Source organism: Streptomyces gobiensis (assembly GCF_021216675.1).
Lineage (GTDB): Bacteria > Actinomycetota > Actinomycetes > Streptomycetales > Streptomycetaceae > Streptomyces > Streptomyces gobiensis.
In genome coordinates this window covers 4,097,565-4,121,467 of record NZ_CP086120.1, presented here as the reverse complement: position 1 = coordinate 4,121,467, position 23,903 = coordinate 4,097,565, and the positions used below count along the sequence as shown (strand labels likewise).

The window sequence follows — 23,903 nt, the reverse complement described above, 5'->3', positions numbered from 1 at the left end:
CGAGGAGCACCCCTTGAGATCAGGCACCGTAAGACGCATCAGACGCCGGGTTGTCGCGACAGCCGTCGCGCTGGCCCTCCCCCTTGCCGCACTCGTCGGTCTGGCTTCCCCAGCCCAGGCCGCCAGCGCGACAGCGACGTACACCAAGTCCTCCGACTGGGGCTCCGGCTTCGAGGGCAAGTGGACGGTGAAGAACACCGGCACCACCACCCTCAACGGCTGGACCGTCGAGTGGACCTTCCCCACGGGCACCACGGTCAGCTCCCACTGGGACGCCGACATCACCAGCTCGGGCAGCACCTTCACCGCGAAGAACAAGAGCTGGAACGGCACTCTCGCCCCCGGTGCGAGCGTCAGCTTCGGCTTCATCGGCTCGGGCGGCGGAGAACCGAGCCGGTGCAAGCTCAATGGCGCCCCCTGCGATGGCTCAGGTGACCCGGGAGAACCGGGTGACCCCGGCGACCCCGGTGACCCCGGTGACCCCGGTGACCCCGGTGACCCCGGTGATCCGGGAGATCCAGGAGATCCCGGTGACCCGGGTGGCCCCCGTGGTGACCACATCAACCTCGGCTACTTCGTCGAGTGGGGTGTCTACGACCGCGGTTACCACGTCAAGAATTTGGTCACCAGCGGCTCCGCGGACAAACTCACCCACATCAACTACGCCTTCGGCAATGTCCAGGGCGGCAAGTGCACCATGGGCGACTCCTACGCGGCCATAGACAAGGCCTACACCGCCGCCGAAAGCGTCGACGGCCAGGCCGATACGTGGGACCAGCCGCTGCGCGGCAACTTCAACCAGCTCAAGAAGCTCAAGCAGAGGTACCCGCACATCAAGATCCTGTGGTCCTTCGGCGGCTGGACCTGGTCCGGCGGCTTCGGTGACGCCATGAAGAACCCTGCCGCCTTCGCCAAGTCCTGCAATGAACTGGTCAATGACTCGCGCTGGGCGGATGTCTTCGACGGGATCGACCTGGACTGGGAGTATCCCAACGCCTGCGGGCTGAGCTGTGACAGCAGCGGCCCGGCGGTGATGCGGAACATGATGCAGGCGTTCCGCGCCGAGTTCGGCAATCAGCTGGTGACCGCGGCCATCACCGCCGACGCTTCCAGCGGCGGCAAGATCGACGCGGCGGACTATGCCGGAGCGGCCCAGTACACCGACTGGTACAACGTGATGACGTACGACTTCTTCGGCGCTTGGGCGGCGCAGGGCCCAACGGCCCCGCACTCCCCGCTGCGGTCGTACGACGGCATTCCACAGGATGGCTTCAACTCCGACGCTGCCATCCAGAAGCTCAAGGCCAAGGGCGTCCCGGCGAAGAAACTGCTGCTCGGCATCGGCTTCTACGGGCGTGGCTGGACCGGCGTCAGCCAGAGCGCCCCCGGCGGCAGCGCGAGCGGTCCGGCTCCCGGCACGTATGAGCAGGGCATTGAGGACTACAAGGTCCTCAAGAACCGCTGTCCGGCCAATGGCACGGTTGCCGGGACGGCGTATGCGCACTGCGGCAGTCAGTGGTGGAGCTATGACACTCCCGGCACCATTGGCGGCAAGATGAGCTATGCCAAGCAGCAGGGGCTGGGCGGTGCGTTCTTCTGGGAGTTCAGCGGTGACACGGCGAACGGTGAGCTGATCACCGCCATCCACAACGGGCTCTCCTAGCCCGCGCCCGGGGAGGCGGTCCGCCCCGCCTCTCCGGGCTGTGTTCCCCTGACCCTCCCCCAGCTACCGCTGGGAGGTGCCCCCACCTTCCCGAAATGTGTCCTCAATCGCCGGACGGGCTCGATTTTCGAGCCCGTCCGGCGATTGAGGACCGGGGTCTGGGGCGGAGCCCCAGTTTCGGGAAGGGGAGGGTCAGGGGAAAGCCCCCTACGCGACGTTGACCCGCTGGCCGGGCGGGGCCGCCTCCAGCCAGGCGAGGAAACCGGTCAGCGCGTCCTCGCTCATGGCGAGCTCCACCCGGGTCCCCCGGTGCAGACAACCCAGCACCACCGCATCCGACAGCAGCGCCAGCTCCTCCTCACCGCACGGCGTACGCCGCTTCAGCACCTCGATCGCCTCCCGCTCCAGGATCCGCCGTGGGCGGGGAGCGTAGGAGAAGACCCGGAACCACTCGATCCGGTCACCGTTGTAGCGGGCGACCCCATAGCTCCAGCCCTTGCCCTTGGAGTCAGCAGCCTCGGCCTCGGACACAGCCCAGCGCAGGCTGCAGTCGAAGGTCCCACCAGGCCGCTGGATCAGCCGCCGACGCAGTCCGAAGACAAAGAGCGCCAGCAGCACCAGCACAAGGAACAGTCCGCACAGCAGCAGAGCGAGGACCATCTTTCACCGACCTCCTCGCGTTGTTCCCTGCGTGCCGCGCGCTCTGCGCGGACCGCACCAATGATGGCTTCAGCCGCGGACCGTCCCGGAGCAACGCTCCGGGGCCATCCGCGGCTGAGTTTCGTCTACGTACGGGCTGTTCAGCGCGCGACCGCCACAGCCCGCAGCCGGACATCGGCACGCCGCTCGGCGGCGGCGTCCTGGTCCGCCTTGGCCTGCTCAAGCGCACGCATAGCACGCTCGGCATCGATCTCGTACGACAGCTCGGCGATCTCCGCGAGCAGCGAAAGCTTGTTCTCCGCGAATGAGATGAAGCCGCCGTGCACAGCGGCGATGACCGTGCCCTCGCCGCTTTCACCGGTTGTACGGATGGTAACCGGGCCGGACGCCAGCACACCGAGCAGCGGCTGGTGGCCGGGCATGACACCGATCTCACCCGACGAGGTGCGCGCGACGACCAGGCTGGCCTCGCCCGACCAGACCTTGCGGTCGGCGGCGACCAACTCGACGTGCAGCTCAGCCACAGTGGCTCCTCAAACTGGGGTTTTCACAGGATAAAGGGTGCGTGCGGTGCGAGGCGGGCGGACCCGCCCCGCACCGGGAGTCGCGTCAGGAGACGCCGAGCTCCTTGGCCTTGGCCTTGAGGTCATCCAGGCCACCGCACATGAAGAACGCCTGCTCCGGGAAGTGGTCGAAGTCACCATTCGCGATCGCGTTGAACGCGGAGATGGACTCGTCCAGCGGAACATCCGATCCTTCGAGGCCGGTGAACTGCTTCGCCGCGTGGGTGTTCTGCGACAGGAAGCGCTCGATACGGCGGGCGCGGTGGACGGTGAGCTTGTCCTCCTCGCCGAGCTCGTCGATACCGAGAATGGCGATGATGTCCTGGAGGTCCTTGTACTTCTGCAGGATTCCCTTGACGCGCGAGGCGCAGTCGTAGTGCTCCTGCGAGATGTAGCGCGGGTCCAGAATCCGGGACGTCGAGTCCAGCGGGTCCACCGCCGGGTAGATGCCCTTCTCGGAGATCGGACGGGAGAGCACGGTCGTCGCGTCGAGGTGCGCGAACGTGGTCGCCGGTGCCGGGTCGGTCAGGTCGTCCGCGGGGACGTAGATCGCCTGCATCGAGGTGATCGAGTGACCGCGGGTCGAGGTGATGCGCTCCTGGAGGACGCCCATCTCGTCGGCCAGGTTCGGCTGGTAGCCCACCGCGGAGGGCATCCGGCCGAGCAGCGTGGAGACCTCGGAACCGGCCTGGGTGAAGCGGAAGATGTTGTCGATGAAGAACAGCACGTCCTGCTTCTGCACATCGCGGAAGTACTCCGCCATGGTCAGACCGGCCAGCGCGACCCGCAGACGGGTGCCCGGGGGCTCGTCCATCTGACCGAAGACCAGCGCGGTCTGCGGCAGCACGCCGGACTCGGCCATTTCCTCAATCAGGTCGTTGCCCTCACGGGTGCGCTCGCCGACACCGGCGAACACGGAAACGCCCTCGTGCAGCTTGGCCACACGCATGATCATTTCCTGGATGAGGACGGTCTTGCCGACGCCCGCACCACCGAACAGGCCGATCTTGCCGCCCTTGACATATGGGGTCAGCAGGTCGACGACCTTCAGGCCGGTCTCGAACATCTCGGTCTTGGACTCGAGCTGGTCGAAGGCCGGGGCCTTGCGGTGGATCGGCCAGCGCTCGGTGACCTCGGACTCGGCCTCCGGCTCGTTCAGGATCCGGCCCAGGGTGTTGAACACCCGGCCCTTGGTGACATCGCCGACCGGGACGGTGATGCCCTCGCCGGTGTCGGTCACCGAGGCCTGGCGGACCAGACCGTCGGTGGGCTCCATGGAGATCGCGCGGACGATGCCCTCGCCCAGGTGCTGCGCGACCTCAAGGGTCAGGGTCTTGGTCTTGCCGTCCTGGGACGGGTCGGCGACGTCGACCGTCAGCGCGTTGTAGATCTCCGGCATGGCGTCGACGGGGAACTCCACGTCGACGACCGGACCAATGACCCGCGCGACGCGGCCGGTGGCCCCGCCAGTCACGGGGGCCGTCTCAACAGTGGTGGTCATAGTTATCGGTCACTCCCCGCGGTCGCGTCAGCCAGCGCGCTCGCGCCACCGACGATCTCGCTGATTTCCTGGGTGATGTCGGCCTGGCGGGCCGCGTTGGCAAGCCGCGTGAGCGACTTGATGAGATCTTCCGCGTTGTCGGTCGCCGACTTCATCGCCCGGCGACGGGCCGCGTGCTCGGAGGCGGCGGCCTGCAGCAGGGCGTTGTAGACCCGGCTCTCGACGTACCTCGGCAGCAGGGCGTCAAGGACCTCCTCCGCCGACGGCTCGAAGTCGTACAGCGGCCGGAGACGCTCGGCGCCCACGAAGACCTTGGCCGATTCCTCGGCCGTCCTCTCGAAGGTGAGCGGCAGCATCCGGCGCTCGACCGGGTTCTGCGTCATCATCGAGACAAACTCGGTGAAGACGATGTGCAGCTCGTCGACGCCGCCCTCAGCGGTGTCCCGCTGCATGGCCTCGATGAGCGGGGTCGCCACGGCCTTCGCATCCGCGTAGGTCGGGCTGTCCGTGAAACCGGTCCAGGACTGCTCGATCTTGCGCTCACGGAAGTTGTAGTACGCGACGCCCTTACGACCCACGATGTAGGTGTCGACGTCCTTGCGGTCGGTCGTGAGCTGGGTGGTCAGGTGCTCAGCCGCCTTGATGGCGTTGCTCGAGTACCCACCGGCCAGACCACGGTCGCTCGTGATGAGCAGCACCGCGGCCCGCTTGGGGTTCTCCACCTCGGTGGTCAGGGCGTGCTTGACGTCCGTCCCGTACGCCACCGCGGTGACCGCGGCGGTGAGCTCGTCGGCGTACGGAGTGGAGGCCGCCACCTTGCGCTGCGCCTTGACGATGCGCGAGGCGGCGATCATCTCCATCGCCTTCGTAATCTTCTTGGTCGCAGTGACGGATTTGATCCGCCGCTTGTAGACCCGGAGCTGGGCACCCATGCTCAGCCCTCGCCCAGGAGCTTGCCGTCCGCGGTCTCGAACTGCTGCTTGAAGCTGTTGACGGCGCCGCCCAGCTTCTGCAGGGTGTCGTCGGACATCTTGCCGCCCTCACGGATGCTGGTCATGAGGTCCTTGTGCTCACGGCCGAGGAACTCCAGGAGCTCCTGCTCGAAGCGGCGGATGTCCGCGACCGGCACATCGTCCATCAGGCCGGTGGTGCCGGCCCAGATGGAGACGACCTGGTCCTCGGTGGCGTACGGCGCGTACTGCGGCTGCTTCAGCAGCTCGACCATCCGCTGACCACGCTCGAGCGAGGCCTTGGAGGCCGCGTCCAGGTCGGAGCCGAAGGCCGCGAACGCCTCCAGCTCACGGAACTGGGCGAGGTCGACGCGGAGCCGCCCGGAGACCTGCTTCATCGCCTTGTGCTGCGCGGAGCCACCGACTCGGGAGACCGAGATACCGACGTTCAGCGCCGGGCGCTGGCCCGCGTTGAACAGGTCGGACTCCAGGAAGCACTGGCCGTCGGTGATGGAGATGACGTTGGTCGGGATGAACGCCGAGACGTCGTTGGCCTTGGTCTCGACGATCGGCAGACCGGTCATCGAGCCGGATCCCATGTCCTCGTTGAGCTTGGCGCAGCGCTCCAGGAGCCGGGAGTGCAGGTAGAAGACGTCACCCGGGTAGGCCTCACGGCCCGGCGGGCGGCGCAGCAGCAGGGAGACGGCGCGGTAGGCGTCGGCCTGCTTGGAGAGGTCATCGAAGATGATCAGGACGTGCTTGCCCTGGTACATCCAGTGCTGACCGATGGCCGAGCCGGTGTAGGGGGCGAGGAACTTGAAGCCCGCCGGGTCGGACGCCGGAGCGGCGACGATCGTCGTGTACTCCATGGCGCCGGCCTCCTCCAGCGCACCGCGCACGGACGCGATGGTGGAGCCCTTCTGGCCGATGGCGACGTAGATGCAGCGGACCTGCTTGTTCGGGTCGCCGGAGCGCCAGTTGTCGCGCTGGTTGATGATCGTGTCAATGCCGAGCGCGGTCTTGCCGGTCTGCCGGTCACCGATGATCAGCTGACGCTGGCCGCGGCCGATCGGTGTCATGGCGTCGACGGCCTTGTAACCCGTCTCCATCGGCTCGTGCACCGACTTGCGCTGCATGACCGAGGGTGCCTGCAGCTCAAGGGCGCGACGGTCGTCGGTCTCGATCTCACCGAGGCCATCGATCGGGGTGCCCAGCGGGTCGACAACACGGCCAAGGTAGCCATCGCCGACCGCGACAGAGAGCACCTCGCCAGTGCGGCGCACCGGCTGGCCCTCCTCGATGCCGCTGAACTCGCCGAGGACAACCGCACCGACTTCGCGCTCCTCAAGGTTGAGGGCGAGGCCGAGGGTGCCGTCCTCGAACTTCAGCAGTTCGTTCGCCATGGCCGAGGGCAGCCCCTCGACCTTCGCGATGCCGTCGCCGGCAACGCTGACCGTCCCGACCTCTTCGCGCGAGGCCGCGTCCGGCGTATACGACTGGACAAAGTTCTCCAGCGCATCCCGGATCTCATCCGGCCGGATCGTGAGCTCCGCCATCTGGGTTCCCTGCTCTCCTTGTTGGGCCCGAAGTCTGTACTACGGCCCAACTCGGGCCGCTAAGTTCTGCTTGTTGAGTTGGTTGTGACCGGCCTCAGCCAGCCATCCGCCGCTCGATCTGTTCGAGACGGTCGGCGATGGTGCCGGTGATGACCTCGTCACCGATGCGCACCGAGATCCCGCCGAGGACCTCAGGGTCCACATCGAGGTTCAGGTGCACCTGGCGCCCGTACAGCCGGGTCAGTACGTCGCCCAGGCGACGCTTCTGCCCGTCACTGAGCGGCACCGCGGAGGTGACGACGGCGACCGACCGGTCCCGCCGCTCCGCGGCGAGCTTGGAGAGGGTCTCCAGCCCACCTTCCAGGCTACGTCCTCGGGGGTGACCGACGAGGCGGACCACAAGCCGCTCGGTGGTCGGCTTGGCGCGGCCCCCGAGCAGCCGGTGCAGCAGGTCGCTCTGGGCGGTCTTGAAGGCGCCGTCGACGGCCTTGCCGCTGAGGACGGCACGCAGCTCAGCCGAAGAAGCAACGATCCGGCCGAACCGGAACAGCTCGTCCTCGACATCATCGAGACTTCCGTCACGCTCCGCGGCGATCAGGTCGGCGATGTCCGCCAGCTGCTCGATCGCGTCCACCAGCTCGCGCGAGCGCGACCAGCGGGAGCGGACCATGCCGGAGACGAGATCCACGGTCTCGCCCCCCACCTGGCTGCCCAGCAGGCGTCCGATCAGCTCGGCCTTGGCCTCGCCGGACTGCGCCGGGTCGGTCAGGACCCGACGCAGCGACACCTCGCGGTCGAGCAGCGCGGTAACGGCGGCCAGCTCGTCGGCGAGCTTCGCCGCGTCGACGGACGTGTTGTCCGTCAGCGCGTCGAGTCGCTCCCGGGCGGCAGCCAGTGCGTCGCGGCTCGCTCCATTCATCGGGCGACCCCAGAGGATTCGGCCTTCTCCTCGAGGTCATCGAGGAAACGGTCGATGGTGCGGCTCTGCCGGGCGTGGTCCTCAAGGGACTCGCCGACCAGCTTGCCGGCCAGGTCGGTGGCGAGCTTGCCCACGTCCTGGCGCAGCGACAGCGCTGCCTGCTTACGGTCGGCCTCAAGCTGGGTGTGACCGGCGGCAATGATCTCCTCACGCTGCCGCTGACCCTCCGCACGCATCTCAGCGATGAGCGCGGCACCCTGCTCCTTGGCCTCCTGACGCAGACGCGCGGCCTCGTGGCGGGCGTCCTTCAGCTGCTCGCGGTACTCATCGAGCGTCTGCTGCGCCTCGGCCTGCAGTGCCTCAGCCCGGTCAATGCCTCCCTCGATCTTCTCGTGACGCTCGTCCAGGGCCTTGTTGATGGCCGGGAGGAGCTTCTTGTAGAAGACGAAGAAGACGATGCCGAAGGCAAGCAGGCCGATGACGATCTCGGGCAGAACTGGGGTGAGCGGCTTCTGCGGCTCTCCCGCTGCCAGGAGGAACATCATGATGGACCTTTCCGTCGGATACGGCTATGTGCGGACCGGTCAGCCGTGGATGAACGGAACGACGAAACCGAGCAGGGCCAGGGCCTCGATCACCGCGAAGCCGAGCAGCATGTTCTGGCGGATGAGGCCGGCGGCCTCGGGCTGGCGGGCGATGGCCTGCACGCCGTTACCGAAGATGATGCCGATGCCGATACCGGGGCCGATCGCGGCCAGGCCGTAGCCAACGGTGCCGATGTTGCCATTGACAGCCGCGAGGGTCTCGAGAGCAGACATTCCGTGGTTCCTTCTCTTGGTGGGCCGGTGGGGGTTGGTCCACCGGACGTCTGTTGGGTTGGAGCTGGGGTGGTGGCTGTGGTCTCACGGGCCTCTCAGTGCGCTTCTTCGAGCGCCTGGGAGAGGTAGGTGGCGGTCAGCACGGTGAAGACGTACGCCTGGAGAGCCTGGATGAACAACTCGAAGACGGTGATGACCACCGTCAGGAGGAACGACCCCGTGGCGTAGACCGTGCCGAGCACGGTGCCGAGCATGTACCAGGTCGCGATCGTGAAGATAAGGATCAGGATGTGACCCGCGAACATGTTCGCGAAGAGTCGCACGGCGAGCGTGAAGGGCCGGACGAAGACGTTCGAGACGAACTCGAGCGGCGTCAGGATGACGTAGATCGGCTTGGGCAGCCCACCGGGTACACAGAGATTCCGGATGCCGCCGACGAAACCGTTCGTCCGGAAGGTCACCGTCATATACGTGACCCAGACGACCAGGGCGAGACCAACCGGATACGCGATGACCGAGGTCACCGGGAACTGCGCCACCGGGATGATCGCCCAGAGGTTCATCATCCAGATAAAGAAGAAGAGCGAGACCAGCAGCGGGACGAACGGCTCGCCCTTCTTGCCGATCACCTCTCGGGCGATGCCACGGCGTACGAACTCATAGAGGGCCTCGGCGACCATCTGGAGCTTGCCCGGCACAACCTTCGGCTTGGAGAACGCGGCCCAGAAGAAGCTCAGGATGGCGATCGTGCCGATGATCGCCAGCAGCATCGGCTTGTTGAACTCGACCGGTCCGATGGTGAAGATCGGGTCGAAGATGAACGACCACACGCTCGGGGTCACAGTGTCGAAGCCGCACCCCTGGAAGAGGTGGCAGTCGGTCTCGAAGGCGAGCAACTGGTCACTACTCACCGCGAGCTCCTTCGATATGACGCATAGGTACGGCTACCTCGATGTGTCGGCGTGGCACGCGGCCACGGAGCGGCACTGGACTGGGTATCGCGGGAGAACAGGACGACCGGCTCAACGGCAGGGCGGCCCACAAGGAGACGGGGAGCACGCGACGCTGTCCCGCACAGCGCACGTTCCACTGCTCGCCACACTCTCGGCGTCGGACCATAGCAGTCCACCGAGGGGGCTTTTATATCGCCCCTACCATCGGCGCATTCGCGAACAACACTCATGCGCGGGACTCCGAATCAACCGGAGTCTTGGCGGTGTCGGGCTCCACATAGAACGTCTTGGTCCGGGTGTGGGTCCATGCCTGGCCAGCGAGCCAGACGAAGACACCGGCGGCCATAGTGAAGCCGAACACCCGCCCGTCCATGAACGTGGCGTCGCGGAAGACCCGCAGCAGGATGAACATCACGATGACCTGGGTCGTATAGACCAGGAAGCCAGCTCCGAGGAACAGTTCGGGCCAGCGCTGCCCCACTCGGCTCAGCCCATAGAGGCCGGCACCGAAGAAAGCGAGGACCAGCACCGCGCCAATCGCGGCGCCAATCGCACCCGAGGCACCGGCCGTCACCGCACCGACAAGTACGCCGACCAAGCCGACGCAGGCGGTGGGGATCGCGGCGCCACGGAGGATCCGGGCGTCGTTCGACTGCATGAATACTGCTCCAGCGGAGGTACGGGGTTGAGACAACTCGTCAGCGGTGAGCGTATCCCGGCTGCGTGAGCACGCTGAGCGGGAGACCGTCGCACTGCGGCCCGCCGACTCCCTCGCCGGTTCTCGTGAACGGTATCACAAACTATTTGATGAGGTCTTTACCTACTTGGTGTGCTGACGGTCACACCTGAGAGGTACGCAGCTCATCGGTGAGCTGACCCACAACACAAGTCGGTGACCGCCCAAGCGAACACCGACTTGTCGGTTTTTAGCCTGTTTTAGACGAGAGGGTCATTACTTAGCCCCGCACGTCTATTCCCAGCCAAGAAACGCACAGCCGGAACTTATTCCAGTCAGGCAGCCGGTCAGAAAGCGAGCACAGTTTTCCCCGCATATTCGCTACCGGCGGCTGCCGGCCTTCCGAGGCGCGGTGAAACGGTGCCGCTCCCCCGCCGCCGTGGAGCCGTTGAGGCCTGCGGCGCGGGCGGCTGCGTTTCTGGCCTGTTCCGCTTCGGAGGTCTCCGCCAGCTCCGGCTTGTGCCGGTAGCGGGGTGGGACGATGCGCTGGGCCCAGGTCGGGACGCGGGGGGTGAAACGGGGCAGCAGCAGGATGACCAGGCCGATGGCGCTCAGCAGCATGATGGCGAGGACGATGACCAGGCTGGAGGAGCGCACGGAGAAGGCCACCGCGCCGAAGGCGATCAGCGCTGACCAGAAGTACATGATCAGGACGGCCCGGCTGTGCGAGTGCCCGATCTCCAGCAGCCGGTGGTGGAGATGGCCACGGTCGGCGGCGAACGGCGACTGGCCGTTCCAGGTGCGGCGGACAATGGCGAGCACCAGGTCGGCCATGGGGACCGCGATAATCGTCAGCGGCAGCAGCAGCGGAATGTAGACCGGCACCATCGCATGCACGGCGGCCTTTTCGGAGCCGTCGAACAGCCGCAGGGCGTCCGGGTCGACCTGGCCGGTAATGGAGACCGCACCGGCCGCGAGCACCAAGCCGATGAGCATCGAACCGGAGTCGCCCATAAAGATACGGGCCGGGTGCATATTGTGCGGCAGGAAACCGAGGCACATACCCATCAGCACGGCCGCGAAAAGCGTCGCGGGCGAGGCGGCCTCAATTCCGTAGCCGTACCAGATGCGGTAGGCGTACATAAAGAACGCCGCGGCGGCGATACAGACCATGCCGGAGGCGAGGCCGTCCAGGCCGTCCACGAAATTCACCGCGTTGATGGTGACGACGACCAGCGCGACGGTCAGCAGCGTGCCCTGCAGCGGGGTCAGGGCGACCATTCCGACGGTCGGGATCGGCAGCCAGAGAATGGTGAGGCCCTGCCACACCATCACACCGGCGGCGATCATCTGGCCGCCGAGCTTGACCAGCGCGTCCACGCCCCACTTGTCGTCGAGGACGCCGAGCAGCCAGATGATCCCGGCACCGGCGAGCAGCGCCCGGGGTTCATCGGAAAGCGTGAATACGCCACCGATGTTCGCCAGCTGGGAGGCGACCAGGAGGCCCGCGCAGAGCCCGCCGAACATCGCGATGCCGCCGAGCCGGGGCGTAGGTTCGCGGTGCACATCGCGCGCCCGGATCTCCGGCATCGCCCCCGCCGCGATGGCGAACTTCCGTACCGGCCCGGTCAGGAGATAAGTGACCGCAGCCGTGACGCACAACGTCAGCAGATACTCACGCACGGGCTCCCCAGAGGTCTCTCAGCAGTTCAGGCCCACAGCCTACGCCCGGGCCGGCACCCCGGTGAGCGCGGTGACCACCGGGTCGAGCGCGGTGCGGATCTCCTCACCGACGCTACGGAAGTACGTGATGGGCGCGCCATACGGGTCGTAAACCTCATCCGCCTCGGCGCTGGGCGCCAGCAGCCAGCCGCGCAGCGCGGCCGCCGCCTGGACCAGTGCGCGGGCGCGCTCCGCCACGCCGCCCGCCCCCTCCGGGTGGGGCAGTGTCGCGGGGTCTATGGCCCGTACGAGCCGGGTGAACTCCTTCAGCGTGAAGGTGCGCAGACCCGCCGAGTGCCCCATCGAGATCACCTGCGCCCGGTGGTCCCGGGTGGCGGTCAGCACCAGGTCGGCGCGGATGACGTGCTCGTCAAGCAGCTCCCGGCCGAGGAACCCGGCAGGGTCGGCCCCGTAGTCGGTGAGGACGGTCGCGGCGTGCTCCTCCATGGGGGCACCCTCATGTCCCCAGGTGCCCGCGCTCTCGACGATCAGTCCGCCGGAGAGCCTGCCATCGAGCCGGTCCGTCAGGGCATGACGGGTCAGCCGCTCGGTGATGGGCGAGCGGCAGACGTTGCCGGTGGAGACGTGGAGGATACGGAAGGCCCGCCCAGTACTGGCTGCCGGTATGCCACGCCCTTCGGGCGCGGTCAACTGGCCTCCTTCAGATCAGGTACGACCCTGCGCAGCTCATCGGCGCTGATGGCGCCCGCCCGCAGCAGAACCGGTACCTTGCCCGTGACATCGACGATCGAGGAGGGCACGGTGTCCGGCGTCTGCCCGCCGTCGAGGTAGACGGCGACCGTGTCGCCGAGCATGTCCTGTGCGGCGTCGCAGGTCTGCGGGGCCGGGTATCCGGTGAGGTTGGCGGAGGACACCGCCATCGGGCCGACGTCACTGAGCAGTTCGATCGCGACCGGATGCAGCGGCATACGGATCGCGACGGTGCCATGGGTCTCGCCCAAGTCCCAGGTGAGGGACGGCTGGTGCTTGGCGACCAGGGTCAGCGCGCCCGGCCAGAAGGCGTCCACCAGCTCCCAGGCCAGCTCGGAGAAGCCGGTGACCAGGCCGTGCAGGGTGTTCGGGGAGCCGACCAGCACCGGTGAGGGCATACCGCGGCCACGGCCCTTGGCCTCCAGCAGATCGCCCACCGCATCCGGGCTGAAGGCGTCGGCGCCGATGCCGTAGACCGTGTCCGTGGGCAGTACGACGAGCTCACCGCGGCGGACGGCTGAGGCGGCCTCGCGCAGGCCGGTCTTGCGGTCGGTCGCTTCGGTGCAGTCGTAACGCCGTGCCATCGGAATCCTCCTTGAACTGGCTGCGGAAGTGTCGCAGTCCTCATACGATGGCCATCTGTCTTCGGATTGAGGTCAGGGCTTGACCTCGCCCCAGCCGTCGGGCTGAGGGGGGAAGCCACCCCGTGTCTAAGCGCGGAACGGCGGAGTCACTTACGGCACCTCCCTGCGGGCTGTAGTAAAGCGGGGCCGGTTGTTCAGATCTGGATGATCCGCGGCGTCGGCCCAGCCGCGGGCCTCCGCGAACACCCACGGCACTTGACCGCCCTGGGTGTCGGCGTGCTCAACGACAACGACCCCACCGGGGCGCAGGAGCCGATGAGCGGTGCGCTCAAGACCGCGGATGAAGTCGAGTCCGTCCTCCCCGGAGAACAACGCCAGCTGTGGGTCGTGGTCGCGGGCCTCCGGAGCGACATACTCCCATTCCGTGAGTGGAATATAGGGCGGATTGGAGATGACCAGGTCAACCTGGCCGTCCAGTTCGGCGAGGGCGGTCAGCGCGTCACCCGGATGCAGAGTGACGCGGGAGCCCTCGATGTTCTTGCGGGCCCAGAGCAGGGCGCCCTCGTCCAGCTCGACAGCGTGCACCCGGGAGCGCGGCACCTCCTGGGCGAGCGCGAGGGCGATGGCGCCGGAACCGGTGCACAGATCGACGATCAGCGGCTCGGCGACATCCATGGCACGTACGGCGTCTATCGCCCAGCCGACCACGGACTCGGTCTCCGGGCGTGGCACGAAGACGCCCTTGCCGACCTGCAGTTCGAGATAGCGGAAGAAGGCGCGGCCGGTGATGTGCTGCAGCGGCTCGCGCGCCTCCCGGCGGGCGATGGCTTCCCAGTACCGGGCATCGAAGTCGGCGTCGGCGACGCGGTGCAGCTCACCGCGTTTGACGCCGTGAACGAACGCCGCCAGCTCCTCCGCGTCAAAACGCGGGGAGGGCACACCGGCGTCGGCCAGCCGCTGGGTGGCCTGTGCCACCTCGGCCAGAAGAAGTCCTCGGGGGTACGGGGGTCGCCCCCCGGGAGATTGCTGCATGGTCTTCTTCCCACCCGTCCCGTACGAGCGTTTACTGGGCCGCAGCCAGCTTGGCAGCGGAGTCGGCGTCGACGCACGCCTGGATCACCGGGTCGAGTTCGCCGTCGAGCACCTGGTCCAAGTTGTACGCCTTGAAGCCCACCCGGTGATCCGAGATCCGGTTCTCCGGGAAGTTGTAGGTGCGTACGCGCTCGGAACGGTCGACCGTACGGACCTGGCTGCGGCGGGCGTCGGACGCCTCCCTCTCGGCCTCCTCCTGCGCGGCGGCGAGCAGCCGGGCACGCAGGATGCGCAGGGCCTGTTCCTTGTTCTGAAGCTGGCTCTTCTCGTTCTGGCAGGAGACCACGATGCCGGTGGGCTCGTGGGTAATACGGACCGCGGAGTCAGTGGTGTTCACCGACTGGCCGCCGGGACCGGAGGAACGGTAGACATCGATACGGAGGTCGTTCGGGTTGATCTCCACATCGACATCCTCCGCCTCGGGGAGGACGAGGACTCCGGCGGCGGAGGTGTGAATACGGCCCTGGGACTCGGTGGCGGGGACCCGCTGGACGCGGTGAACGCCACCCTCGTACTTGAGCCGGGCCCATACGCCCTGCCCGGGCTCGCGCTGGCCCTTGGTCTTCACCGCGACCTGGACGTCCTTGTAGCCGCCGAGGTCGGACTCGGTGGCCTCGATGAGCTCGGTCTTCCAGCCCTGGCGCTCGGCGTAGCGCAGATACATCCGCAGCAGATCACCGGCGAAGAGCGCGGACTCGTCGCCGCCCTCACCGGCCTTGATCTCAAGGATCACGTCCTTGTCGTCGCTGGGGTCACGCGGGACGAGCAGCAGCCGCAGCCTCTCGGTCAGCTCCTCCTGCTGTGCCTCAAGCTCCTTGACCTCCGGAATGAAGTCGGGGTCGTCCACGGCGAGCTCACGGGCCGTGGCGACGTCGTCACCGCATCGCTTCCAGGCGCGGTAGGCCGCGAGGATCGGGGTCAGCTCGGCGTAGCGCTTGTTGAGCTTGCGCGCATGCGACTGGTCCGCGTGGACCGCGGGGTCGGCGAGCTGTTTCTCGAGGTCGGCGTGCTCGCCGATCAGTTCCTCGACCGCCTCGAACATCGGGGGTTCCTCACTGGAAGAAGGGATGGGCGCGGGGCTTGGGCCAAGCGGGACGGGTGGGACATGGCCTGGGACGACAAAGCGCCGGTCCCGCGCCGCCCGGAGGGGCGACCGGGAACCGGCGCTGTGGGGTCGCTACTTGGACCCAGCCTTCTTGCCGAAACGCGCCTCGAAGCGGGCCACGCGGCCACCGGTGTCGAGAATCTTCTGCTTGCCGGTGTAGAACGGGTGGCACTCAGAGCACACGTCGGCGCGGATAGCGCCCTCGGAAACGGTGCTACGGGTGGTGAACGAGGCGCCACAGGTGCAGCTGACCTGGGTCTCGACGTACTCCGGGTGAATATCGCGCTTCAAGGTGTCTCCTAGGTTCGGGAGGGCGCCGGGTCGCTGGGCGGGATTGCCGTGCGTGAACCGGGGCCGACGTACCAGTTTGCCACTACTGGCCGTACCTCCCAAAACGGGGGAGCCCTATTCCGGGGTGGGCCGGGGGGTCGGTGGCTGATGTCCGTGGGTGGTTGCTTCTCCGGGGTGCGCCCCGAAGGCCCCTGACCAGTGATGTTCCGGTCAGCGTACGAGGCCGTGGGCGTCGGTCTCCTCGCCGGCCGAGTCCTTGGTAGCGGACTCCGGTATCGGCTGGTCCGCCCTGAGCGCCTGCCAGACCTGGCGGGACTGCGCCGGGAGCGGCACCACCCGGTTGGGGTCGTTCTGGTCGTAGGCCACCGGCAGGGTCACCATGTTGATGTCGTCGGAGCCGATGCCCCGCAGCACCTTGGCCAGGCCGGTCAGGGAGTTGACCGAGGCGAGGTCGGAGTCGGTGGTGAGCGCCGAGGTGCCGGTATCGGCGAGGTCGAGAAGCTTCTTCGGGTTGCTGAGCACCCCGACGTTCTTGATCTGGTCGATCAGGGCCTTCACAAAGGCCTGCTGCAGCTGGATACGGCCCAGGTCACTGCCGTCGCCGACGCCCTTGCGGGTGCGGACCAGGCCGAGCGCCTGCTCACCGCCCAGGGTGTGGGTGCCCGGGTCCAGATTGAGGTGACTGCTCTTGTCGTGGATCGCCTTGGTGGTGGTGATCTCCACGCCACCGAGGGTGTCGATGAGCTCCTCGAAGCCGGTGAAGTCGACTTCCATGTAGTGATCCATCCGGATGCCGGTCATCGACTCGACGGTCTTGACGGCGCAGGCCGGGCCGCCGAGCTGGTACGACTCATTGAACATGGCCCGCCGGGCGGGCGGCACGCTGCCGCCCTCTCTCGCCTCTCTCGCCTCTCTCGCCTCGCTCGCCTCGCACGCCGGGCGGTCGACGAGGGTGTCGCGGGGTATGGAGACGACGCTGGCACTTTTGTGGTCCTCGTAGATGTGGACGATCATCGCGGTGTCGGAGCGGGCGCCGCCCTCGTCCTGGCCGTATTTGGCGTTGTCGCCGCTGCGGGAGTCGGAGCCGAGGACGAGGATGTCCAGGGAGCCGTTGGGTATGTCCTCCGGCCGGTCGGGGCCGAGGGCGGCGTTGATGTCAACGCCGGAGATATTGCCGTTGAGCTTGACGTAGACGTATCCGAGACCGGCGCCGCCGACGAGGAGCCCGCCCGCCACTGTCCAGGCGGTGATGCGCAGCGCCCGCTGCCGTGCGGTTCGGCGCTTACGGCGGCGTCCGGTGGCGCGTATGACACCGGAGCGGCTCCTGGCCGCCCGATCGCTGGTGCTCTCGTCCGCCATCTGTGTACCTCGTGGCTCAGTCCTGCTCTCCGGCAATACGTCCGTTAGACGTCGAGTTCCGCCGAAGGGTTGCACAAACGGTTATGAGGTCCCGATAAACGATCAAGAGTCGGTTAGGCGGCGTACGGGGGCGTCTTGCCCCCTTCTGCCTGCGACGACGCGCTCCGGAGCGGTCGCGTCCGCGGGGTGCGGTCCGGCAGCCCCGTGTGGCCAAGCTCTCACCGCCGGGGCGCCCGGGTGGGGTTTCCCCTATACCCGCCCCTTCCCGGCTGTACCGATATGCGGCTCCGCCGCGTGGCGGGGCTTCGCCCCGGGCCCCCGGGGTTTGACGGTGCGGCTCTGCGGCGGGGGCGCTGCCCCACGCCCGGGCGCCCCCGCCCTCACGGCTGCACCGATATGCGGCTCCGCCGCGCAGGGGGGTGCTGCTGCCCGTCTGGGGTGGGCTTTCCCCAATACCCACCCCTTCCCGGAAACCGGGGCTTCGCCCCGGGGCCCCGGGGGTTGGCCGGTGCGGGCCGGTGGCCCGGGGTTGTGCCCACCCACAGCCCCTCGCGGGGCTGCGAGTGCCCACAACACGGGGTGGGGGTCTGGGGGCGGCAGCCCCCAGTTACGGGAAGGGGCGGGGCTGGGGACAACGCCGACGGGCGCGTACCCCTAGGGGTACGCGCCCGTGTGAGCTCCGACGGGGCTCAGCCACCACCGCCGGACGGAGTCCGGCGCAGCGGCTCGAAGCCTGAGAGGCGCCCCAGGCGCCGACCAGTGCGAGAGCGGCGTTAAAGACTAGTCGCCGCCGTTGCCCGGGGTCGGGGTGGTCTTCTGGATCTGCATGAGGAACTCGCCGTTTGACTTGGTCTGCCTCATCTTGTCCAGCAGCAGCTCAATCGCCTGCTGCTGGTCCAGCGCGTGCAGTACCCGACGGAGCTTCCAGACGATGGCCAGCTCATCGCTGCCCATCAGGATCTCTTCCTTACGGGTGCCGGACGCGTCCACGTCCACCGCCGGGAAGATCCGCTTGTCGGAGAGCTTCCGGTCGAGCTTGAGCTCCATGTTGCCGGTGCCCTTGAACTCCTCGAAGATCACCTCGTCCATCCGCGAGCCGGTCTCCACCAGCGCGGTGGCCAGGATGGTCAGCGAGCCGCCGTCCTCGATGTTCCGCGCGGCGCCGAAGAACCTCTTCGGTGGGTAGAGCGCGGTCGAGTCGACACCGCCGGAGAGGATCCGGCCGGAGGCGGGAGCCGCGAGGTTGTAGGCGCGGCCCAGGCGGGTGATGGAGTCCAGCAGGACGACCACATCGTGGCCCAGCTCGACCAGGCGCTTGGCGCGCTCGATGGCCAGCTCGGCGACGGTGGTGTGGTCCTCGGCGGGGCGGTCGAAGGTCGAGGAGATGACCTCGCCCTTGACCGACCGCTGCATGTCGGTGACCTCTTCGGGCCGCTCGTCGACGAGGACGACCATCAGGTGGCACTCGGGGTTGTTGTGGGTGATGGCGTTGGCCACCGCCTGCATGATCATGGTCTTGCCGGCCTTCGGCGGCGACACGATCAGTCCTCGCTGGCCCTTGCCGATGGGCGCGACCAGATCGATGATCCGGGTCGTCAGCGCGCCCGGGTCGCTCTCCAGCCGCAGCCGGTCCTGCGGGTACAGGGGGGTGAGCTTGGAGAAGTCCGGGCGGGCGCGGCCGGTTTCGGGCGTCATGCCGTTCACCGAGTCGAGCCGGACCAGGGCGTTGAACTTCTCGCGCCGCTCGCCTTCACGCGGCTGGCGGACCGCGCCGGTGACGTGGTCACCCTTGCGCAGGCCGTTCTTACGGACCTGGGCGAGGGAGACATAGACGTCGTTCGGGCCCGGCAGGTAGCCGGAGGTCCGGACGAAGGCGTAGTTGTCGAGGATGTCCAGAATGCCCGCGACGGGGATCAGGACATCGTCCTCGGAGACCTGCGGCTCGTTGAAGTCCTCGCGGCCACGACGGCCCCGGCGGTCCCGGTAGCGGCCGCGACGGCCCCGGCGGCCCCCCTCGAAGTCGTCTTCGTCACGGCTCTGGCGCTGGCCGCCGCCCTGGCCGCCCTGCGGGCCCTGGCCGCCACCGCCGCCGCCACCGTCGCCGCCCTTGCGGCGGTCACGCTGGCGGTCACGCTTGGGCTGGCGGTCCTGCTGCTTGCCCTCGCCCTTGGCGGCGTCGGTCCTGCCCTCGGCGGCCTCCGCCTTGGTGTCGGCGGTGCCGGTCTCGGACTTGACCTCGCTCTTGGCCTCGGTCTTGGCGTCGGTCTTGACGGCCGCCGAGGCGTCTGCCTTGCGGTCGGCCCTGCCTTCGGCCTTGCTCTCAGCGGCGGCGCTCTTGTCGGCGGCCTTGGCGCGACGGCCGGTCGCGGGGGCCTCATCGCTGGCGGGCTGGCCGGGGATGTCGATCTGCTGCTGGGCGGCCGGCTTCTCGCCGGTCGCGGCATCCGCGGTCACGTCACCCGTACGGGCCCGTGAGGTGGCCCGGCGCTTCGGCTTGGTCTCGGCGTCGGCAGGCTTGGCGGTGTCCGTACCGCCGGAGCCCCCGGCCTGCTTCTCCTTGATGACCTCGATCAGCTGGCTCTTCCGCATCCGCGCGGTGCCCTTGATTCCGAGGCTGGAAGCGACCTGCTGCAGCTCCGCCAGGACCATGCCGTCAAGGCCGGTGCCGGAACGGCGCCGCCGTCCGGCGGTGCCGGAGGCAGCACCAGAGGCAGGCGCGGCAGAAGCGTCCTTAGCAGGCGCGTCGGCGTTCACGCCCATCAGATCGGTGGTGTCGCTCACGAAGGGTCCTTCCCTGGAGCGGACGTCGGCCTGTCTGGCTCGGCGACCGGTTGTGCTGTCCGGCTGCGGTCCTTGTTTCGGTGACCGTGCCGGGGCGGTGGTCCCGCCTGTGCGTACGGCGGAGGAATCAGTTCATTGAGTGGCGCGAGAGGATGACGTACGTCGGTCGCGCCGGTTCCGGAGCGTGGTCGACACTGCTCGGCAGGCTGCTCAGACAGTGTGGGAAGCTCCCGGAAGAGGGGGTGGTCCCGGATGGGGACACTGTGCACCGCACCAATGCGGCTGCGAGTGCAGACTTGAGGTTAACACTACCGGATCCAACAAACATTCCCCCTCTCCATTACCGGCAATCGCGTCACTGCCCGGTGCTGGCGCCGGTGAGCGGCAGCACACTGGCTCCCGCGGAGTCCAGGGCCAGCCGGTTCGCGGCCCACCCCTCTCCCGCGGCCTGTGCGACCTTCTCGGCCGCGCTGGTCATAGGTGGTGCCACCAGCGCGAGGACCGTGGGGCCCGCGCCGGAGATGACTGCTGGGACGCCATCGGCGCGCAGTCGGTTCACAAGCTCAACGCTCTCGGCCATCGCCGGAGCACGGTACTCCTGGTGCAGCCGGTCCTCGGTGGCGGGCAGCAGCAGCTCAGGACGCCTGGTCAGCGCCTCTACGAGAAGCGCGGCCCGGCCCGCGTTGGCGGCCGCGTCGATATGCGGGACCGTACGTGGAAGCAGTCCGCGGGCGGTCTCGGTCAGTACCGGCTTCGCGGGCACGAAGACCACCGGAACGATGGAATCCGCAGGTTCCATTCTAATCGCCCGGGCGGCGCCGCCATCGGTCCAGGCGAGGGTGAATCCGCCGAGCAGACAGGCGGCGACATTGTCCGGGTGGCCCTCGATCTCGGTGGCCAGCTCCAGCAGCGCCGTGTCGTCCAGCTTCTCCGCGCCACCGGTGGTCACCGCGCGGGCGGCGACTATGCCCGCGCAGATCGCGGCCGAGGAGGAGCCCAGGCCGCGGCCGTGCGGGATGCGGTTGGCGCAGACGACCTCCAGACCACGAGGCTGGCCGCCGAGCAGGTCGAAGGCCGTACGCAGCGAGCGCACGAGCAGATGGTCCTCATTCCGGGGCAGGGTGTCGGCCCCCTCGCCCGCGATGTCGATATGCAGCCCGGACTCGGCGACGCGGACCACCACATCGTCATAGAGCCCCAGCGCCAGGCCGAGGGCGTCGAAGCCGGGGCCAAGATTGGCGCTGGTGGCAGGGACGCGCACCCGGACGGCGGCGGCGCGGAACGCTGGACCGGCCATCGCTCGATGACTCTCCTTGGTTGGTTTGCGAGCAACTCCCCGGACACCGCGGCACCTGCCGGACCGGCTCCTAGACCCGTGGCACATGCGCGCGCACCGGGTGGGGATGAGTAACAGCCTATCGAAGGAAGGTTCACTGGCGACATAGGGCGCACAGGAGGCGCACGATGCGTGTCGTACTCCGCCCGTGCTCCTATGTGGCCTGTGCAGTCAACAGTCGCATGCAGTCAACAACCAGACGACGAAGCTGACAAGACCGTAGCAGGTGGTTCACGCGAGACCGAGCCGCGCGGCCGCGGCAGCGGCGTCAACCGGCACGGTAACCGGCTGCGGTGCGCCCGCGACGGCCCAGTCGGGGTCCTTGAGGCCATTGCCGGTGACCGTACAGACAATGCGCTGCCCAGGGTCGATCCTGCCCTCCTCGGCGGCCTTCAGCAGCCCGGCCACGGAGGCGGCTGAGGCGGGCTCCACGAAGACGCCCTCCTGGGCCGAGAGCAGCCGGTAGGCGGCGAGGATCTGACGGTCGGTCACCTCATCGATGAGGCCGCCGGACTCGTCCCGGGCCCGCTCGGCCTGCGTCCAGGACGCGGGGTTGCCGATCCGGATCGCGGTGGCGATGGTGTGCGGGTCCTTCACCGGCTCGCCGCGGACGATCGGCGCGGAGCCGGAGGCCTGGAATCCCCACATCCGGGGCGTACGGGCGGCGGGGCCATCGGCGGCGTACTCCTGGTAGCCCCGCCAATAGGCCGTGATGTTCCCGGCGTTGCCGACCGGCAGGACGTGGATGTCGGGAGCGTCACCGAGCATGTCGACGACCTCGAAGGCGGCGGTCTTCTGGCCCTCGATACGGGCCGGGTTGACCGAATTCACCAGCGCCACCGGGTAGTTCTCGGACAGCCCGCGGGCGAGGGTGAGACAGTCGTCGAAGTTGCCGTCGACCTGGAGGATCTTCGAGCCGTGCACCAGGGCCTGGCCCATCTTGCCCAGCGCGATCTTGCCCTGCGGAACGAGCACGGCGCAGACCATTCCGGCGCGTACCGCGTAGGCGGCGGCGGAGGCGGACGTATTGCCGGTGGAGGCGCAGATGACGGCCTGGGCGCCGTTCTCCTTCGCCTTGGAGATGGCCATGGTCATGCCCCGGTCCTTGAAGGAACCGGTGGGGTTGGCCCCCTCGACCTTGAGGTGCACCTCGCACCCGGTGCGCTCGGAGAGCACCTGGGCGGGCACCAGCGGAGTGCCACCCTCACGGAGGGTCACTACCGGGGTCGTCTCGCTGACCGGCAGCCGGTCGCGGTACTCCTCGATGATGCCCCGCCACTGATGAGTGACAGCGTAGGCGTTGATAGTGGCGGACATGTCTCTCATTCCCCTTCGACCCGCATGATGCTCGCGACGCCGCGTACGGTGTCCAGTTTGCGCAGCGCTTCAACGGTCGCGCTGAGCGCGGCGTCGGGAGCGCGGTGGGTGACGACGACCAGCGAGGCCTCTCCGTCCTTGCCCTGCTGCCGGACGGTGTCGATGGAGACCCCGTGCTCGGCGAAGACCATGGCGCACTGGGCCAGCACACCGGGCTTGTCGGCGACGTCCAGGCTGATGTGGTAGCGGGTGACGACCTCGCCCATGGGGCTCACCGGCAGCTGGGTGTAGGCCGACTCGCCCGGTCCCCTGGCTCCGCTGATCTTGTTGCGGCAGGCGGACACCAGATCGCCGAGGACGGCCGAAGCGGTGGGCGAACCGCCCGCTCCGGGGCCGTAGAACATCAGCTGGCCGGCTGCCTCGGCCTCGACGAAGACCGCGTTGTACGCCTCGTGCACGGAGGCGAGCGGGTGGGACAGCGGGATCATCGCCGGGTGGACGCGGGCGGTGACGGACTTGCCGTCGGCGGCCCGCTCGCAGATGGCGAGCAGCTTGACCGTGCAGCCCATGCGCTTGGCGGAGGCGATATCGGCGGCGGTGACCTCGGTGAGGCCCTCGCGGTGCACCTCGTCCAGACCGACTCGGGTGTGGAAGGCGATCCCGGCGAGGATGGCGGCCTTGGCGGCGGCGTCGAAGCCTTCGACATCGGCGGTCGGGTCGGCCTCGGCGTAGCCCAGGGCGGTGGCCTCGTCCAGCGCCTCGGAGTATCCGGCGCCGCTGGACTCCATCCGGTCCAGGATGAAGTTGGTGGTGCCGTTGACGATGCCCAGGACACGGTTGACCTTGTCGCCCGCCAGCGACTCGCGCAGCGGGCGTACCAGCGGGATCGCGCCGGCGACGGCGGCCTCGTAGTAGAGATCCGCGCCGTATTTGTCGGCCGCCTCATGCAGGGCCGGGCCGTCCTGGGCGAGCAGTGCCTTGTTGGCGGAGACCACACTGGCGCCATGCTCGAAGGCGGTGGTGATGAGGGTGCGGGCGGGCTCGATGCCGCCGATGACCTCGACCGCGACGTCGATGTCCTCGCGTTTGGCGAGGGCGGTCGCGTCGGTGGTGATCAGCTCCTCGGGCACACCCTCGCGGACCCGGCCAGGGCGGCGGACGGCGATCCCGGCCAGCTCGACCGGGGCGCCGATCCGGGCAGCGAGGTCATCCGCGTGCGTCGTCATGATGCGCGCCACCTCTGAGCCGACAACCCCACAGCCCAGCAGCGCCACCTTCAGCGGACGCGTACGCATCATCTGACCTCACTTTTCGTCATTCTCGGTAGTCCAAGTCTCACGTACAGA

At 68.1% G+C, this 23,903-nt stretch carries 22 protein-coding genes; 1 reads left to right on the top strand and 21 read right to left on the bottom strand.

Annotated elements, in window-relative coordinates; genetic code table 11:
* Positions 1-13: 13 nt before the first annotated feature.
* Complete coding sequence (locus tag test1122_RS19355) at positions 14-1,663, top strand: glycosyl hydrolase family 18 protein (protein WP_338423553.1); 1,650 nt, start codon at positions 14-16, stop codon at positions 1,661-1,663.
* Positions 1,664-1,870: 207 nt separating this feature from the next.
* Here test1122_RS19355 and test1122_RS19350 read toward each other — a convergent pair whose 3' ends face one another.
* The 21 genes from test1122_RS19350 to test1122_RS19250 all read right to left on the bottom strand — a co-directional run bounded on the left by test1122_RS19350 (position 1,871) and on the right by test1122_RS19250 (position 23,855).
* Entirely contained in the window at positions 1,871-2,323 is a 453-nt protein-coding gene (locus test1122_RS19350) for a DUF2550 domain-containing protein (RefSeq protein ID WP_232270428.1), read from the bottom strand.
* Positions 2,324-2,463: 140 nt separating this feature from the next.
* Positions 2,464-2,847, bottom strand: a complete 384-nt coding sequence (locus tag test1122_RS19345; RefSeq protein WP_232270427.1) for a F0F1 ATP synthase subunit epsilon — start codon at positions 2,845-2,847, stop codon at positions 2,464-2,466.
* A gap of 85 nt (positions 2,848-2,932) precedes the next feature.
* On the bottom strand, positions 2,933-4,387 hold the full coding sequence (gene atpD, locus test1122_RS19340; protein WP_232270426.1) for a F0F1 ATP synthase subunit beta: 1,455 nt from the start codon (positions 4,385-4,387) through the stop codon (positions 2,933-2,935).
* 2 nt (positions 4,388-4,389) lie between these two features.
* The gene (locus test1122_RS19335; RefSeq protein WP_232270425.1) at positions 4,390-5,319 is read right to left on the bottom strand and encodes a F0F1 ATP synthase subunit gamma; all 930 of its coding nucleotides are present in this window, start codon (positions 5,317-5,319) and stop codon (positions 4,390-4,392) included.
* 2 nt (positions 5,320-5,321) lie between these two features.
* Positions 5,322-6,893: a F0F1 ATP synthase subunit alpha gene (atpA, locus tag test1122_RS19330; protein WP_232270424.1), complete on the bottom strand. Its 1,572-nt coding sequence runs from the start codon at positions 6,891-6,893 to the stop codon at positions 5,322-5,324.
* Between the two features lie 94 nt (positions 6,894-6,987).
* A complete protein-coding gene (locus tag test1122_RS19325; protein ID WP_232270423.1) occupies positions 6,988-7,812 on the bottom strand; it encodes a F0F1 ATP synthase subunit delta in 825 nt (274 codons plus the stop codon).
* Positions 7,809-8,354, bottom strand: a complete 546-nt coding sequence (locus tag test1122_RS19320) for a F0F1 ATP synthase subunit B (protein ID WP_232271988.1) — start codon at positions 8,352-8,354, stop codon at positions 7,809-7,811. The genes test1122_RS19325 and test1122_RS19320 overlap by 4 nt, the downstream gene beginning before the upstream one ends.
* Positions 8,355-8,396: 42 nt before the next feature.
* The gene (atpE, locus tag test1122_RS19315) at positions 8,397-8,630 is read right to left on the bottom strand and encodes an ATP synthase F0 subunit C (RefSeq protein WP_232270422.1); all 234 of its coding nucleotides are present in this window, start codon (positions 8,628-8,630) and stop codon (positions 8,397-8,399) included.
* Positions 8,631-8,725: 95 nt separating this feature from the next.
* Positions 8,726-9,559, bottom strand: coding sequence for a F0F1 ATP synthase subunit A (gene atpB, locus test1122_RS19310; protein ID WP_232271987.1), 834 nt, complete (start codon positions 9,557-9,559; stop codon positions 8,726-8,728).
* A 250-nt stretch (positions 9,560-9,809) separates the two neighbouring features.
* On the bottom strand, positions 9,810-10,241 hold the full coding sequence (locus test1122_RS19305) for a Cg1360 family ATP-synthase-associated protein (protein WP_232270421.1): 432 nt from the start codon (positions 10,239-10,241) through the stop codon (positions 9,810-9,812).
* Between the two features lie 399 nt (positions 10,242-10,640).
* Positions 10,641-11,942: an MraY family glycosyltransferase gene (locus test1122_RS19300; RefSeq protein ID WP_232270420.1), complete on the bottom strand. Its 1,302-nt coding sequence runs from the start codon at positions 11,940-11,942 to the stop codon at positions 10,641-10,643.
* 39 nt (positions 11,943-11,981) lie between these two features.
* Positions 11,982-12,632 carry an arsenate reductase/protein-tyrosine-phosphatase family protein gene (locus test1122_RS19295; protein WP_232270419.1) on the bottom strand — a complete coding sequence of 217 codons (651 nt, stop codon included), beginning with the start codon at positions 12,630-12,632 and terminating at the stop codon, positions 11,982-11,984.
* Positions 12,629-13,276 carry an L-threonylcarbamoyladenylate synthase gene (locus test1122_RS19290; protein WP_232270418.1) on the bottom strand — a complete coding sequence of 216 codons (648 nt, stop codon included), beginning with the start codon at positions 13,274-13,276 and terminating at the stop codon, positions 12,629-12,631. The genes test1122_RS19295 and test1122_RS19290 overlap by 4 nt, the downstream gene beginning before the upstream one ends.
* A 150-nt stretch (positions 13,277-13,426) precedes the next feature.
* Entirely contained in the window at positions 13,427-14,308 is an 882-nt protein-coding gene (gene prmC, locus test1122_RS19285; protein ID WP_232270417.1) for a peptide chain release factor N(5)-glutamine methyltransferase, read from the bottom strand.
* Positions 14,309-14,339: 31 nt separating this feature from the next.
* Positions 14,340-15,410, bottom strand: coding sequence for a peptide chain release factor 1 (gene prfA / locus test1122_RS19280; RefSeq protein WP_232270416.1), 1,071 nt, complete (start codon positions 15,408-15,410; stop codon positions 14,340-14,342).
* Positions 15,411-15,545: 135 nt separating this feature from the next.
* Positions 15,546-15,764: a 50S ribosomal protein L31 gene (gene rpmE, locus test1122_RS19275; RefSeq protein ID WP_232270415.1), complete on the bottom strand. Its 219-nt coding sequence runs from the start codon at positions 15,762-15,764 to the stop codon at positions 15,546-15,548.
* 210 nt (positions 15,765-15,974) lie between these two features.
* Positions 15,975-17,123: an LCP family protein gene (locus test1122_RS19270; protein WP_232270414.1), complete on the bottom strand. Its 1,149-nt coding sequence runs from the start codon at positions 17,121-17,123 to the stop codon at positions 15,975-15,977.
* 780 nt (positions 17,124-17,903) lie between these two features.
* On the bottom strand, positions 17,904-19,904 hold the full coding sequence (gene rho, locus test1122_RS19265; protein ID WP_232270413.1) for a transcription termination factor Rho: 2,001 nt from the start codon (positions 19,902-19,904) through the stop codon (positions 17,904-17,906).
* Between the two features lie 355 nt (positions 19,905-20,259).
* Positions 20,260-21,201, bottom strand: a complete 942-nt coding sequence (gene thrB / locus test1122_RS19260) for a homoserine kinase (RefSeq protein WP_232270412.1) — start codon at positions 21,199-21,201, stop codon at positions 20,260-20,262.
* 270 nt (positions 21,202-21,471) lie between these two features.
* Positions 21,472-22,557 (bottom strand): threonine synthase, encoded by a 1,086-nt coding sequence (gene thrC / locus test1122_RS19255; RefSeq protein ID WP_232270411.1) that lies wholly within the window; start codon positions 22,555-22,557, stop codon positions 21,472-21,474.
* A gap of 5 nt (positions 22,558-22,562) precedes the next feature.
* Complete coding sequence (locus test1122_RS19250) at positions 22,563-23,855, bottom strand: homoserine dehydrogenase (protein ID WP_232270410.1); 1,293 nt, start codon at positions 23,853-23,855, stop codon at positions 22,563-22,565.
* Between the last annotated feature and the right edge of the window lie 48 nt (positions 23,856-23,903).

What these genes read in the sequence shown, in the direction of transcription:
- test1122_RS19335 (WP_232270425.1), bottom strand. Translation starts at nt 5,319, where the DNA reads ATGGGTGCCCAGCTCCGGGTCTACAAGCGGCGGATCAAATCCGTCACT.
- atpA (WP_232270424.1), bottom strand. Translation starts at nt 6,893, where the DNA reads ATGGCGGAGCTCACGATCCGGCCGGATGAGATCCGGGATGCGCTGGAG.
- atpD (WP_232270426.1), bottom strand. Translation starts at nt 4,387, where the DNA reads ATGACCACCACTGTTGAGACGGCCCCCGTGACTGGCGGGGCCACCGGC.
- test1122_RS19325 (WP_232270423.1), bottom strand. Translation starts at nt 7,812, where the DNA reads ATGAATGGAGCGAGCCGCGACGCACTGGCTGCCGCCCGGGAGCGACTC.
- test1122_RS19350 (WP_232270428.1), bottom strand. Translation starts at nt 2,323, where the DNA reads ATGGTCCTCGCTCTGCTGCTGTGCGGACTGTTCCTTGTGCTGGTGCTG.
- prfA (WP_232270416.1), bottom strand. Translation starts at nt 15,410, where the DNA reads ATGTTCGAGGCGGTCGAGGAACTGATCGGCGAGCACGCCGACCTCGAG.
- thrC (WP_232270411.1), bottom strand. Translation starts at nt 22,557, where the DNA reads ATGTCCGCCACTATCAACGCCTACGCTGTCACTCATCAGTGGCGGGGC.
- test1122_RS19250 (WP_232270410.1), bottom strand. Translation starts at nt 23,855, where the DNA reads ATGATGCGTACGCGTCCGCTGAAGGTGGCGCTGCTGGGCTGTGGGGTT.
- prmC (WP_232270417.1), bottom strand. Translation starts at nt 14,308, where the DNA reads ATGCAGCAATCTCCCGGGGGGCGACCCCCGTACCCCCGAGGACTTCTT.
- test1122_RS19320 (WP_232271988.1), bottom strand. Translation starts at nt 8,354, where the DNA reads ATGTTCCTCCTGGCAGCGGGAGAGCCGCAGAAGCCGCTCACCCCAGTT.
- test1122_RS19305 (WP_232270421.1), bottom strand. Translation starts at nt 10,241, where the DNA reads ATGCAGTCGAACGACGCCCGGATCCTCCGTGGCGCCGCGATCCCCACC.
- test1122_RS19290 (WP_232270418.1), bottom strand. Translation starts at nt 13,276, where the DNA reads ATGGCACGGCGTTACGACTGCACCGAAGCGACCGACCGCAAGACCGGC.
- atpE (WP_232270422.1), bottom strand. Translation starts at nt 8,630, where the DNA reads ATGTCTGCTCTCGAGACCCTCGCGGCTGTCAATGGCAACATCGGCACC.
- test1122_RS19270 (WP_232270414.1), bottom strand. Translation starts at nt 17,123, where the DNA reads ATGGCGGACGAGAGCACCAGCGATCGGGCGGCCAGGAGCCGCTCCGGT.
- thrB (WP_232270412.1), bottom strand. Translation starts at nt 21,201, where the DNA reads ATGGCCGGTCCAGCGTTCCGCGCCGCCGCCGTCCGGGTGCGCGTCCCT.